Consider the following 13,302-nt stretch of genomic DNA (forward strand, 5'->3'; position numbering starts at 1 on the left):
GTAGGAAAGGGGTGGGGCAGGACGTGCGGGGTCAGAGGTTCTCGGCGACCCAGTCGGAGATGTAAGAGGTGGCGATGGACATGTTGTCGGCGCTGACGTGCTCGGCCCCGCCTTCTTCGGCGGTGAAAATCCGCAGCTCTCGTTTGGGGCTGGCGGTGGCCGCCTCGTACTGGGCGTAGGCGTACTCCAGGGGGATCTGCCGGTCGTTGGCGCCGTGGGTGACGAGGAAGGGCACCTCGATCTTCTCGACGACACCTTCCAGGCTCATCTGGGGGGCGAAGGCCATGAAGCTGTCCATGGAGTCCTTGCCGAAGACCCACTGAACGTGGTCCCAGTAGTGCGGAACGGGGTTGGCTCCTTCCTTGGCCTGGCGGCGTTTCTGCATCTCGCCCCAGTTGTAGTTCGCGCCCCAGGCCACGCACAGGGCGAAGCGCTTCTCGAAGGCCGCCGCCCGCGGGGCGTAGTAGCCGCCCAGGGACCAGGCCATGACCCCGATCCGGGTGTTCTCAACCTCGGGGCGGGTTTCCAGGTAGTCCACGACCGGCCCGGACCAGCGCTCACTGTTGGCGTAGCCGGTCAGTCCCTGCAGCCGCAGGGCTTCCCCCACCCCGGGGTGGTCGACCATGAGGGTGTTGATGCCGCGGGCGGCCAGTTCATCGGCGATCCCGGAGCCGTAGATCATTTCCTTGGTGCTGTCCAGGCCGTTGTAGTGCACCATCGTGGGTGCAGGACCCTCGACGCCCTGGGCGCGCACGAACAACCCGGGAAGAGTGGTGCCCTCGTAAGGGATCTGCACCCGCTCACAGTTGCGCTGCCCGCAGGTGATGGCCAGCTCGAAGGTCTCGAGCATCTTGCGGTAGGCCTCTTGGCGGGGGGCGAAGTGGCGGCTCTGCTGGCGTTCGGCGGTGAGGTAGTAGACCGAGGCGCGTTCGTACTTGCGGGCCGCGCTGAGGTCGTGGCCAGCGGCCTGGTCCCGCCGGGCCAGCTCCACCAACCGGTCCGCCCGGGCGCACCAGGCCTGGAAGAAGGCCTCGGTGCCCTCGTCGTCACCGCCGGCGGAGACCTCCAGGAGGGGACGGCAGATCTCGTCGATCTCGGTGATGTGCCCGCCGGTGTTCAGCGCGATGTTCGTCGCCAGATTCCACACGTAGTTGGTCGGGAAATACTCATACATCAGGAACGGTCCCCTTGGGTCGGTGTCGTGGTCAAAGCTGGCCCCAGCGGGTGCAGAACAACCGGGGGCCGGATCGTGGAATGCAGGGTGCCCAGAGCCTCGACGGCCACCTCCACCTGGTCCCCGGGGCGCAGCCAGGGGTAGGCGCCGGTGCCGTGGACGCGGGAGAGCTCGAGAATGCAGCCGGTGCCCACGGTGCCGCTGCCGATCACATCGCCGGTGCGCAGCGTGGTCCCGCGCGAGGCGTAGGAGATCATCTGCGGGAAGGACCAGTACAGATCCGCCCAGTTGCCGGTGCTATAGGTGGTGCCGTTGACGCGCACGCTCATGGACAGGTCGTAGCCGTTGCCGGCCCGGTAGGAAGCCAGCTCGTCCGGGGTGATCAGGTAGGGCCCCAGCGAGGTGGCGGTGTCCTTGCCCTTAGCCGGGCCCAGGCCCACGCGCATCTCCGCCGCCTGCAGATCCCGGGCACTCCAGTCGCACAGGATCGTGTACCCGGCGATGTGCTCCTCGGCCTGCTCGACGGTGAGGTTCGATCCCGGGCGCCCGATCACCGCGGCGATCTCGAGCTCGTAGTCGAACTCCGTGGACCCGGGGGAGACCGCCACGTCCTGTGTGGGCCCGACCACCGCGGCCGGGTTGGTGAAGTAGAAGACCGGCTGCTCGTACCAGACCGGGTCCACGCTGGTGCCCAGGGCGCCCATGGAAGTCACCACATGCTCCTCGAAGGCCATGAAGTCGCGCACCGAGGGCGGGTCCGGAATCGGGGCGAGCACCTGCACCTGGGCCAGGGGCAGCACCTCGTGCGGGTGGCCGCAGGCCTCACGGGCCGCCGCGCTCAAAGAGATCTGACCCTCGGCCAGCAGATCCCGCAGCGACGCATCAGCAGACGGGGCCCGGACGGTGTCCCCGACCAGCAGCCCGGCCCGCGGAGTGGGATCCGCGGCGGAGCGATAGGTAACCCAGCGCATTTGTTAGCTTCCTCACGTTTTAGGTGTTGGTGAGGACACTATGGGCGCTGGATTATTCACTCAATGCTCAGTCTGGAATGGGATCCATCAATGCCGTTGATGTATCGAGTTCGTCGGCGAGCTGGCGGACCTGCTGACGCAACCAGATGTGCCCCGGATCTTCCTGGACCGCGTGGGTCCACACCATCAGCTCCTGGATCGGGCGCAACGGGATCGGGGTGGCCACGGTGCGCAATCCGGCCTGGTCCTGGATGGAGAGCACCAGGCGCCGGTGCAACAAGGTGATCAACCGGGTGCCGTAGAGCAGAAAGGGCGCCAACACGAAGGTCTGGGTGGTGACCTCGACGTTGCGGGAGATCCCCAGGGCATCCAGCTGCTGCTCGGCGATCGAAGGCAGCGGTCCGGCGTTGTAGGCCAGGTAAGGCTCGGTCTGGAACTGCTCCAGAGAGATCTCCGCCCCCACCGTGGGGTGGTCGGTGCCCACCGTGCAGACGTACTCGTCGGTGAACAGCGGCTCGTGCGGGAACTGCAGCTGGGTCGGCAGCACGTCCCGGGGCAGGATCACCAGGTCGGTGGCGCCCTTGCGCAGCTGATCGGCGTAGTCCTCCTGCACCGGGCGGATGTGGACCCGCACGTTCGGGGCCTGGACCGCCAGCCGGCGCAGCAGTGGGCGCAGCAGGACCAGGGCGACGTAGTCGCTGGCGATGACCGAGAAGGCCCGCTGGTCGGTGGTCGGATCGAACCGGCGGCGCACGGCCAGCAAGGCATCAGCATCGGCCAGCAGCTTGCGCACCGGCCCCTCCAGGGACTCCCCCAGGGGGGTGGGTGTCAGTCCGCGGCCGCTGCGCACCAGCAGCGGGTCATCGAACATCCGGCGCAACCGCCCCAGGGCCGTGCTCATCGCCGGCTGGCCGATGTGCTGGCGCTGGGCCGCTTTCGTCACACTGCGTTCGGTCAGCAGCGCGTCCAGGGCCACCAGGAGGTTCAGATCCACGTTCCGCAACTGCGCTGACATGGCACCGGTCCTATCTATCAATCTCATCAATGGTGGGGATCGCAAATCTCCCCGTACCGGCGCGCTCGGGCCCGCCCTAGGGTCAACACCAATGTGTAACGCCCGTCACAGCTTAGGGGAGATCGCCATGATGTCTGTCGAGAAAGTGCTCATCGTCGGAGCCGGGGTCGGGGGCCTGGCCACGGCCACAGCCCTGGGCCAACGAGGAGTCGCCGTTGAGGTCGTGGAAGTCCGCGCCGACAACCACGTGCTGGGGGTCGGCATCAACCAGCCGGCCAACTCCCTGCGAGCCCTGGATGCCATCGGGGTGCTCGAGCAGTGCCTGGCGGCGGGATACCAGTACGACCGCAATGCCTTCTTCGACTGGCAAGGCACCCCCGTGGTGGAGGTGCCCACGTCCATGGGTGATGACCGGATCCCGGCCAACAACGCGCTCTCGCGCAAGGACCTGCAGGCCATTCTGCTCACCGCCGCCACCGAGGCCGGAGCCACCATCACCAACGGGGTCACCGTGGACACCGTCGAGAACGGTCCCGACGCGGTGTCCGTGGGCTTCACCGACGGCCGGACGGCCACCTACGACCTGGTGATCGGCGCCGACGGCTACCGGTCACCGCTGCGCCGGAAGGTCTTCGGGAACCTGGGCGAGCCGCAGTTCACCGGTTACGCCGTGTGGAGGCTGATGCGTCCCCGCCCGCAGGAAGTCACCCACACCATGCTCTTCCAAGGCAATGGCACCAAGGCCGGGCTGATCCCGCTGTCCGAGGACACCATGTACCTCCTGCACGTCACCCCCGAGCCCGGCAACCCCAAGCACGACCCGGCACAGTTCGACACCCTGCTCAAGGACCGCCTGGCCGGCTACGGCGGAATCATCGGGCAGGTGCGCGAGAGCATCACCGGCCCGGAAGGCATCGTCTACAGCCCGCTGAGCGAAGTGTCCCTGCCCGCGCCCTGGTTCTCCGGGCGCACCGTCATCATCGGCGACGCCGCCCACGCCTCGGCCCCCCACCTCACCCAGGGCGCGGCCATGGCACTGGAGGACGCCGTCATCCTCGCCGAGGAACTCCAGAACAAGCCCTCCGTCTCAGATGCCCTGCAGTGCTTCATGGAGCGCCGCTTCGAGCGGGCGAAGCTGGTCCAGGACGTCTCCCACGCCATCCTCTTCGGCGAGATGGCCGTCACCGAGGAAGCACTGCCCCACGCCGTGGAGCACATGCGCGAAGCCCTGCCCGGCCAGATGGCCACAGTCGAGACCCTCCTCAACCAGGCCGCCTGAACCCTCTCCACCCCTTAACCCCACCGCACAGCCCCACATGACCGATATTGCAGGGGCTGCGCCAACCCACTCAACGACCAATCGAGGACTCATGTGTGATGCCGACGAGAACCTGAGCCGCGGAACCCGAAACGGCGGAACAGACAGCGACGCACCTGCCACGCCGGCCTTCGCAGCCTCGCGCCGCTCCCTCCTCAAAACGACCGTGGCACTGGGTGGCGCCGCTTTCACAGCCGGCGCCCTGGGACAGACGACCGTTGCCTCTGCACAGGCGGCCGCCGCCACCCCGAGCGGGGACCGACTGGTCATGCTGGGCGTGGGCGGTGGCCCCGTCGTCGCCCCCGGACAGGCGAAACCAGCACTGGCGCTGGTGGCCAACGGCCGCGTGTACCTCATCGACGCCGGCCTGGACACCACCCGACAGCTGGTCGCTTCCGGGCTGGGCTTCGGGGACGTGAAGCATGTCTTCATCACCCATCAGCACCTGGACCACACCTCCGGTCTGCCCGACCTGGTCCTCCACGGCTGGGCCGGAGGCCGCCCCCCGCTGACCTCCCTTGACCTATGGGGACCCCCCGGAATGTCACGCAAGATCGCCGGCATCCGCACCACCTTCGGCGAGGACATCAACCTGTTCACAGCAGGTGGGATCATCCCCGTGTTCCCCGCGCTGAAGGCCCACGACGTCTCCCTGTCGGCCACCCGGAGAATCACCCGGGTGATGGAAGACGACAACGTCGCCGTCGACGCCACCCGTGTCTTCCACGGCCCTGAAGTCAAGGACGCCTACGCCTACCGGTTCACCCTCAAGCACACCAGCAAGACCGTCGTGTTCTCCGGCGACACCGCCGCCCCGGACCAAAACCTTATCGCCCTCGCCCAGGGCTGCGACGTGCTGGTGCACGAGGCCCAGGACAACACCGCCGTGGACCGCGTCGCCGCCAGCTACCCGCCGGCCCAGGGCGAAGCGCTGCGCAAGCACCTCTACCGATCGCACTCCGATGTGCTGGACCTCCCGGCCGTGGCCAAGGCCGCCCGTGCCAAGAAACTGGTCCTCAACCACTACACCCCCGTCGTCCACCCGGCCGCCACTTGGCTGGCCATAATCCGCCCTGCTGCTGAGAAGGCCGGCTACACCGGCCAGATACTCGCGCCTATGGACCTCGACACAATCACCTTATGAAGTCAGCACGGACTATCGGGACCATCCCCTCCGCTTTACATATGGCCGGTTAGAGTCGCTTTTCTCTGGAGCAATCTTCCTCCGGGGTGCACGGGTGCGTTACTCCACTGTGTTTGCGGTGCCCAGTGGCGAGAACTGTGCGGCGTAGGGGAAGACGAGCTGGAAGAGCAGGATCAGCACGGTTGCCAGGAGGGCGGCGAGCAGCACGATACGCACGGGCCGGGGTCCGGGTAAGTGGTGGTAGATCCAGCGGTACACGGTCATTCCTTGGAGGTGTGGGCGGCCACGATGGTGGCGATCTCGGGTGGGGGGCCGGTCTGGGTGGGGCGCCAGGCGCCGAGTTCGGCGTGGACGATGTAGCGTTCGGCATCCCCGTAGCGGGGGTGGCAGCTGGTGAGGGTGAGCAGCCGCTGCTCCGGTGCGGCCTGGGGGTTCTCCGGGTTGGGTGCGATGACCTGGGTGTGGGTGGGGGCCACGATCTTGTGGGAAATCACGGTGTAGGTGTAGTACCCCTGGGCTGTGCGGAGGTGGATGTGGTCTCCGGTTTCCAGGGTGTGGATCAGGTCGAAGACTTTGCCGTTGGTCTGCCGGTGGCCGGCGAGGGAGAAGTTGCCGGTGTCTCCGGGCATGGCGGTGTCGGGGTAGTGGCCGATCCCGAGGGTGTCGAGCACATCAGGACCGGTGCCTTCGATGACGGGGCGGGCGTAGTCGGGGCCGAAGCGGGGGATGTAGATGATGCCGATGTCCTGCCCGTAGGCCGGTGCTGTGGCCACGACGGGGTCCCCGCCGGTGCTGGTGGCGTCCAGAGCACGTTGAGGCTCGTTGAAACGCTCGGTCATTTCGGCGACGGCTTGTTCGTGAACGCTGTTGGCTTCGATGTTGGTCCACCACAGTTGCCACAGCAGGAACAGCCCCAACAGTGCCCCCACGGTGATCAACAGTTCCCCTGCCAGGTGTGTCATCGAAAGGCTGGGGTTCTGGGGGCGGCACCGGGCGGTGGGGTCCATGGGCGGGGTCAGCGTTGTTGGCCGGGGCGTTGGTTGCCGAGCACGGTGAACTCCAGGGTCGTGGAGGTTCCTTGGGCTTCGGTGGGGCTGGAGTCGGGGCGGCGGAAGGTGAAGCGCAGGTGGCTGGTGGCCCCGGGTGTGGTGGCGGCGGTGGTGCTGAGGTCGGTGCGCCCGGTGACGGGCCGGTCCGGTGCCAGGGTGGTGGTGATCCCGGGGCAGGCGGTGTTCTGCCCCGTGCCGGCCCAGGGCAGGGAGCATTCTTCCAAGGCCATCTGGATGCCGTCGGAGGGGTTGGTGGGGGCGGAGTCGGTGCCGGTGTAGGCCAGTTGCATCTCGGTGACGGGCACGGTGCCTTGGTGGTCGAGGTTCACCAGTTGCTCAGTGGATTCCCCGGGGTACAGCGGACCGATCTGCAAGGCCAGAGGCAGGAGCCCGGTGTCGTCCCACTCCAGGTCGACGGCCCCGGAGGCCACGGAGGCGGTGCTGGTGTCGGCGGCGGTGAAGACCGCCCACGCGGTGCCGCCCACCACCAAGGTCCCGGCCAGCGTGGCGGTCAAGGCCATGCGCCGGAACCGGCGCGGTGGGCTGGATTCGGGGGAGGAGGGAGCAGGAGAAGTCATGGTCGGGTGTCCGTGGTGGTACGGCCGGTGGTGTCGCCGGCAGCCGGATGAGGGGTCGTCTCGACCGGAGGGGTGTCCGGGGTAGGGGTCTCCGAGGTGGGGGTGGGGCGTCGCCAGATGTGGATCATCGCCCAGGTGGCGATGAGTGCGCCTCCAGCGCCGAAGGCGATCATCCGGGTGGTGGGCTCGGACAGGCTCAGGACGGGCCATCCGGCGTAGGGGATGACGGTGTGCTGTTCCCATACGGAGGTCTCATCGAGCACGAGGATCCAGGGGTCGGGTCCGGGGTTGTTGTCGCCGGCGGTTCTCAGGAACAGTTTGTCCGGGCTCCAGTCGTCGATGGTGGCGGCGGCCTCGGGGCCGTAGCGGTGGGTGACGCGGTGGATGACCGGGCGGCGGGATTCGTCCGGGGCGGTGAAGACGATGACGTCTCCGGCCTCGACGGCCGCAGCCGGGGTGGGGGTGACGATCGCGAGGGAGCCTTTGGGCATGTCCGGGGCCATGGAGTTGGAGAGCACCGGGACGAAACGGGCGGTGCCGGTGGCGGTGAGCACGAACAGGGTCACCGCGATTACCGCTGCCAGGCCCAGCAGCACCCCGGTGAGCCGGTTCAGGAATTGGCCCGCAAGGGCGGGGACCCCGCTCATGGGCTGTCCTGGGCTCGAGTGCGGCGGGCGACGCCCAGCAGGATGGCTCCCAGTGCCATGGCGGCAATCGCCCCCAGGGCGGCGGCCAGGAGGTTGCGCCCGGTCTGGGCCAAGGACTCACCCGGGCCGCCCCCGGTGGCGTCGTGGCCGGCCGCGGCACCGGGGCCGTTGCCGGTGTGTGTCCCGGACCCGACCGGCCCGTCGGCGGCGGGGGCATCGGTGACCCCGGTAGGGCCGGGATCTGGCCACCCCGCACCCGGGTGCGGCGTCGGACTGTTGCCGGGGGTGGCCGGGGTCGGGGTCGGCGGGCCGGGTTGGGGTGAGGCGCTTCCATCCGGAGTCTCGGGGGTCTCCGGTGTGGGCCCGGGGGTGGGCTGGTTCGGGCACGGGGTGGGGGTGCCGGTGGTGGCGAAGCGGGCCCGCAGTTGCCCGTCGGTGAGTTCGAAGTCGTTGCCGGCGGTGACCGGCAGTTCCACCCGCACCCGCAGTCCCACAGTGGCCCCGGCCTCCAGCCCCGTGGACGTTTTCAAGGTCCGCAGCTCGGCGGCGGCTGCGGTGCAGATCTCCACCGGCTCGGTGGGGCAGGCGAAGACCACAGCACCGTTGTCCCGTGTGGCCGTGTCCAAGGGTTGCCGGCACAGTTGCACGTCCAACTGCAGTCCGTCCTGGACGTCGGTGATGAGCACGTCTTGGCCGGCGGTGCCGAAGGTGACATAGAGCGGGACGGTGTCGTGGGTGGAGTTGGTGATCTGGATGCCCCACTCGGTGCGGTCCCCGGGGGCGAGGTTGCTGAAATGACCGGGGGCGCCGGGCAGGGCCACGACCTCGAGACCGCCGCTGCCAGCCACGTGGTTCGCGGTGGCCGATGCGGCGGCGGTGAGCAGAAGGGCCGGGGCCAGGAGCACCGCGGTCAGGGCGGGGGCGCGGATGACGGGTCTCCTTCCCGGGTCAGCTCAAAGTGTGTGGGGTGGCTGTGGTGGGGACCGGTGTGCTGGTGACACCGGCCCCCACCGCAGTGAAGGGGGTGGCTACTTCTGGATGCCGTCGCGCTGGATGGCCTCACCGGTGAAGGTGATGGCCGCAGCGGCGTTCTCGTAGTCGTTGTCGGCCGCGGTGGGCAGCTGCAGCACCAGCAGGGTGTTGAGGTTCACGTCCCCGGCGTCGGAGGGGAAGGTCGCCGTACCGGCGGGGTAGCCGAAGTCGGCCGGGGTCAGTTCGGCGGGGGTGGCGGTCTCAATGGTGGAGAGCTTCCCGGAGGCGGTGGTCACCGTAGTACCCGAGCAGGTGTAGGGCCCGGCCGGGGTGGTGTCCGGGGCTGCCCAGGTCCCGCCGTTGCAGGTGCGCAGTTCGTAGTTGAGGCCATCCGCGCCGGTCACCAGGGACTCGCCGTCACCGGGCAGGGCGGGGTCGTTGGTGCCGAGGGTCTCGGTGGTGGCGGCGGCGGAGAGGTCGATGGCTCGGACCAGGTCGCCGTCGTTGAGGTTGTCGGGCAGGGAGATGGTGACCGGGCGCTGAATGGTGTCGCCGGGGGCGATGTCGGAGACGGTGTAGTCCTCCGAGAGCACGATGCCCAGTTGCCCGGCGTCGACGTTGGCGGTGGTGGAGTCGGAGTCGGTGAACACCGCGAAGGCGCCCATGCCGGCCACGGCGGCCACACCGGCCAGCACGGCGGTGGAGGCGACGATCTTCTTGCGGGTCGCCTTCTTCTGGGCGTCGGGGGTGGGGGAGGGGGTGGTTGCAGTCATGGTGGTGCCTTTCTGGTGGTGGAGCCCGAGTATCGGGGGGTTCTCCGGGTGGGGGGAGGAGGTTGGTCTCATGGGGGGGGGGGGGGGTCAGCAGCCGGCGGCGGTGGTGGCGGACGGTTGGGTGGCCGGTGGGGAGGCGGTCGAGGGGGTCCCTTCCCAGCGGTGCAGGTCCGGTCGGGTCCGCCACTGGTAGGTGCGCCCCTCGCCCAGGCGGGTGTCGGTGAACTCGGTGGTGCCCGCTCCCAGGGACGCCACGCGCTGCCAGGCCGGGTCTGTGCCACCGGCCGGGGCCAGCCGGCGCTCGAGCATCCACCCGGTGGCAGCCTGCTGACCGGCCCAGGTGATGCGGGTAGCCGGGCGCCCGGCAGCGCACATCGGGGTGGCGCCGGTGATCGTGGTGGTCTCCTGCCACACCCCGGCCGCAACGGGAACGTCGGTGCTGGCCCGGTCGTGGAACCCGCGTACGTCCAGGGGCGGGGGGTCGACGTAGATGCGGATGGTGGAGGCCGCGGTTCTAGGTCCCGGGTCGGTGGTGGAGCGGTCGGTGACGGTGTAGGGGATCTCGATGATCCCGGTCCAGTCGTCCTCGGGGGTGTAGGTGCACTCGGTGTCGGTGCAGGAGAACTGCCCGGCGGTGCTAGCCGGGGCGGTGGCCTCGGCGATCACCAGGGTGTCGCCGGTGTCCGGGTCACTGTCGTTGGTGAGGGGCCGGATGGTGACCGGGTCACCGCCGGCGGTGGCCACGGCCCGGTCGGCCCGGGCGGTGGGAGTGTGGTTGGTGGGAACCACGGTGATGGCCACGTGCACGTTCCAGGTCTGGTAGGACTGGCGCAGGGCGTAGTCGAAGCCGTCGGTGCCGGTGTAGGAGTCCAGGGACCGGTAGGTGCACTGCCCGCGGTCGGGTCCGGAATCGATGCAGGTGATACTGCCGTGGGCGGGAGAGACCGGGACGGGGCCGGTGGCTTCCCCGATCAGCTTCGGTGTGGGGGATGCCTGGGCGCGGGTGAAAGTGGCCCCTTCGGCGGCCGGCCCGTCGTTGGCCAGCACGTTGAAGGTGATTTCCTCCCCCTGGGTCACCCGCACCTGATCGGCCCGTGGATCCGGGCGCACCGCCACGGTGGAGGTAGCGGTGGTGGTGATCGCTGCGGCCGTGCCCGGGGTGCCGGTGGCCGTGGCGGTGTTGGAGACCGCGGTGGTGGACATGTCCGCTGTGGTCACGGTGTAGGTGGCGGTCGCGGTGACCTTCTGCCCCGGGCCTAAGGTGTTGGCGGCCCCGGGCCAGGTGCCGTAGGTGATCGTCGACAGCCCGGCCTTGGGGTCGGTGATCCGCACCCCGGTCAGGGTGGTGTTGCCGGTGTTGGTGGCGGTAAACGTGTAGGTGATCTTCTCCCCGGCCGCGGTGATCCCGGAGCGGTCCGCGGTCTTGGTCAGGGCCAGTTTCGGGGTTTGCGGCACGGTGAGGGTGTGGGTGGCCTGTCGGGTCACGGTCGAGCCGTTGGGCGCTTGGCCAGTGGCGGTGGCGGTGTTGGCCAGCTTCCCGGCGTCGATGTCGGACTGCTTCAAGGGGTAGGTGGCGGTGGCGGTAACCTTTTGTCCTGGGCTCAGGGCGCCGGTGGTACCGGGCCAAGCGCCGAAGGAGATGTTCGACAGCCCGGCCAGCGGGTCGGTGATCCCCACCCCGGTCACCGCGACGTTGCCGGTGTTCTCCACGGTGAAGGAGTAGCGCACGGTGTCCCCGGCCGTGCTGGTCGTGGTCGAGGGCAGGGCCCCGGTCTTGGTCAAGGACAGTTGTGGGGTGTAGCGGATCGGGGTGTCGGCGGTGGCCGCCGCGGAGGACACCGTGACGTTGACTCCGGTGCGCCCGGTGGCGGTGGCGGTGTTGCGCAACGCGGTGCCGGCATCCACGTCGGCCTGGGTGATCGTGTAAGCCGCGGAGGTGAACGTCGCGGTCGCGCCCGGGGCAATCGTGGCCGTGGCCGGGGTGATCCCTGTGACCTTCGGATCCGTCACGGTCACCCCCGACAAGGTCACGTTGCCGGTATTGCGGGCCGTGAAGGAGTAGGTGACTTTCTCCCCGGGGTCCCCGGCACCATTGCCGTTGGTGTCAGCCAGGTTGCCGGTTTTGGTCAGCCCCAGGGCGGGGGACGGGGCCGTGAGCGGGGCGGTGGCTGTAGAGACATTGGAGGTGATGGTGGTGGTGCCCTGCTGGGCGGTGGCCGTGGCGGTGTTCGTGACCTCCCGTGCGGAGCCGACCGCGTCCGCGGCGGTGACGGTGTAGCTGCCGGTGCAGGTGACCGAGGCCAGCGGGGCCAAGGTGGTCGCCGGGCAGGACACATTGGCGATCTTCGGGTCGTTGACGGCGACGTTGCTCAGCGTGGCTTGGGATGGGTTGGTGACCACGAAGGAATACGGGATTCTGTCGCCCTCCTTGTAGGAGGCCGGCTGGGTGGTGGTCTGGTCGATCTGCTTCACCAGATTCAGTGCCCCGAGGTCTTCGACGGAGGACACGCTGACGTTGCGGATCAAGTGAGTGTCGGTGGATCCACCGGTGGAAGCGACGAAGCCCAGCTTGTAGGTGGCCGGCGTATCGGTGGTCATCCGGTACCTGAAGACTTCAGTGGTTGCCGCCCCGGCGCTGGTGCCTCGGTAGACGATGACCAGCGGCCGGGTCTCGGCCGAGACCGTGACCCGGATACTGCGCCCAGCTCCGGCCGCTGGGTTCGAGGTGCTGAGGTTGGTGGAGGAGGCGCGCAGGAACGTGGCAGATCCAGCGGCGGTGCCCCCCAGATAGCAGTATCCGGTCTTGCCTTGTCCAGGTCCTCGCAGTGCGATGGAGTTCGCCCGTGGACCAGGACCACGGGTCGGGGCGGTGCAGCCGGTGTCACGACCCTCGGTGGGGTTCGAGTAGTTGCCGAAAGCATCCAGTCCCACCCCGAAATAGCCACCGTTGACACCATCTGTGCTGGTGTTCGGTGCGTAGCCCAAGGACCCGCCGATGGCACCGGTGCTGGTCAGGTCCTTGGAACCGTCTGAAAGGAAGAACCCGATGCCGTCCGCCCCGGTGCCGCCGTACTGGTACTGATCAAAAGTCACATCCAGCCCGCCATTGGCCGGGATCGGCTTGTTGTAGACCACCCCACCACTGACGTTGCCCCGGGTGTCGGTGAGCTGAAGAAAACCGGGATTCGTGCTGGACACTGGTGCGCTGGTGCGGTTCGCACACACCCCCAAGGGGGACGAGCCAGCAGCAGGGGCGGTGGTCGCCCGGGTCAAGCACGCCTGACCCAGTCGAGCCCACGCGGAATCGGGCACTGAAGTCCCGGAGAAGGATTCCGTGAGCAGAACGCTGCCGGCCGCTCGGGCTGGAGCAGCGGCCAGGAAGAGCAAGGATGTCGCCAACAGGACCGGGACCAGCAACCACACGATGGAGCGCCACAGGCCACTCTGCACTCGGATCATCGACGAAGCTCCACAGACAGGAGTGCCCTATGCGCGGCGTGTGCCTGCGGCCATTCGGCCGGGTACTTCACGGCGAGGATTTCAGATGTCGCAGGAGAAGGCGAGGAAGAGTGCATGAATGTGTCCATCAGGCGGGGGCACTCGCATCGACACACCAGGAAGGTCCGCGAAAGGCGAAGGGAGGCGTCGCTCGAGCCAGGGG

General features: G+C 68.5%; 12 protein-coding genes. 2 read left to right on the forward strand and 10 right to left on the reverse strand.

What is annotated here, in order from left to right; genetic code table 11:
• Positions 1 to 31: 31 nt before the first annotated feature.
• The 3 genes from ACFU0Y_RS01645 to ACFU0Y_RS01655 all read right to left on the reverse strand — a co-directional run bounded on the left by ACFU0Y_RS01645 (position 32) and on the right by ACFU0Y_RS01655 (position 3,160).
• Positions 32 to 1,174 (reverse strand): alpha/beta hydrolase family protein, encoded by a 1,143-nt coding sequence (locus ACFU0Y_RS01645; protein WP_380212700.1) that lies wholly within the window; start codon positions 1,172 to 1,174, stop codon positions 32 to 34.
• Positions 1,174 to 2,145, reverse strand: coding sequence for a fumarylacetoacetate hydrolase family protein (locus ACFU0Y_RS01650; protein ID WP_380212701.1), 972 nt, complete (start codon positions 2,143 to 2,145; stop codon positions 1,174 to 1,176). Before ACFU0Y_RS01650 ends, ACFU0Y_RS01645 begins: the two co-directional genes overlap by 1 nt.
• 67 nt (positions 2,146 to 2,212) lie before the next feature.
• Positions 2,213 to 3,160: a LysR family transcriptional regulator gene (locus tag ACFU0Y_RS01655; RefSeq protein WP_380212702.1), complete on the reverse strand. Its 948-nt coding sequence runs from the start codon at positions 3,158 to 3,160 to the stop codon at positions 2,213 to 2,215.
• A gap of 127 nt (positions 3,161 to 3,287) precedes the next feature.
• Between ACFU0Y_RS01655 and ACFU0Y_RS01660 the strand changes: the two genes are divergently transcribed.
• Together ACFU0Y_RS01660 and ACFU0Y_RS01665 are read left to right on the forward strand one after the other, a co-directional pair.
• Positions 3,288 to 4,439 (forward strand): FAD-dependent monooxygenase, encoded by a 1,152-nt coding sequence (locus ACFU0Y_RS01660; protein ID WP_380212703.1) that lies wholly within the window; start codon positions 3,288 to 3,290, stop codon positions 4,437 to 4,439.
• A 91-nt stretch (positions 4,440 to 4,530) separates the two neighbouring features.
• Positions 4,531 to 5,622, forward strand: a complete 1,092-nt coding sequence (locus tag ACFU0Y_RS01665; protein ID WP_380212704.1) for an MBL fold metallo-hydrolase — start codon at positions 4,531 to 4,533, stop codon at positions 5,620 to 5,622.
• A gap of 99 nt (positions 5,623 to 5,721) precedes the next feature.
• Here the strand turns inward: ACFU0Y_RS01665 and ACFU0Y_RS01670 are convergent, their stop codons facing one another.
• The 7 genes from ACFU0Y_RS01670 to ACFU0Y_RS01700 all read right to left on the reverse strand — a co-directional run bounded on the left by ACFU0Y_RS01670 (position 5,722) and on the right by ACFU0Y_RS01700 (position 12,839).
• Positions 5,722 to 5,880 (reverse strand): hypothetical protein, encoded by a 159-nt coding sequence (locus tag ACFU0Y_RS01670; protein ID WP_380212705.1) that lies wholly within the window; start codon positions 5,878 to 5,880, stop codon positions 5,722 to 5,724.
• Positions 5,881 to 5,882: 2 nt separating this feature from the next.
• Positions 5,883 to 6,584, reverse strand: coding sequence for a class E sortase (locus tag ACFU0Y_RS01675; protein WP_380212706.1), 702 nt, complete (start codon positions 6,582 to 6,584; stop codon positions 5,883 to 5,885).
• A gap of 53 nt (positions 6,585 to 6,637) precedes the next feature.
• Entirely contained in the window at positions 6,638 to 7,192 is a 555-nt protein-coding gene (locus ACFU0Y_RS01680; RefSeq protein ID WP_380212707.1) for a TasA family protein, read from the reverse strand.
• A gap of 53 nt (positions 7,193 to 7,245) precedes the next feature.
• A complete protein-coding gene (locus tag ACFU0Y_RS01685) occupies positions 7,246 to 7,896 on the reverse strand; it encodes a signal peptidase I (protein WP_380212708.1) in 651 nt (216 codons plus the stop codon).
• A complete protein-coding gene (locus ACFU0Y_RS01690; protein ID WP_380212709.1) occupies positions 7,893 to 8,801 on the reverse strand; it encodes a hypothetical protein in 909 nt (302 codons plus the stop codon). Before ACFU0Y_RS01690 ends, ACFU0Y_RS01685 begins: the two co-directional genes overlap by 4 nt.
• A gap of 123 nt (positions 8,802 to 8,924) precedes the next feature.
• Positions 8,925 to 9,641, reverse strand: coding sequence for a TasA family protein (locus ACFU0Y_RS01695; protein WP_380212710.1), 717 nt, complete (start codon positions 9,639 to 9,641; stop codon positions 8,925 to 8,927).
• Positions 9,642 to 9,728: 87 nt separating this feature from the next.
• Complete coding sequence (locus ACFU0Y_RS01700; RefSeq protein WP_380212711.1) at positions 9,729 to 12,839, reverse strand: Ig-like domain-containing protein; 3,111 nt, start codon at positions 12,837 to 12,839, stop codon at positions 9,729 to 9,731.
• Positions 12,840 to 13,302: the final 463 nt, after the last annotated feature.

The sequence above is a fragment of the Kocuria sp. NPDC057446 genome (assembly GCF_042802875.1).
Lineage (GTDB): Bacteria > Actinomycetota > Actinomycetes > Actinomycetales > Micrococcaceae > Kocuria.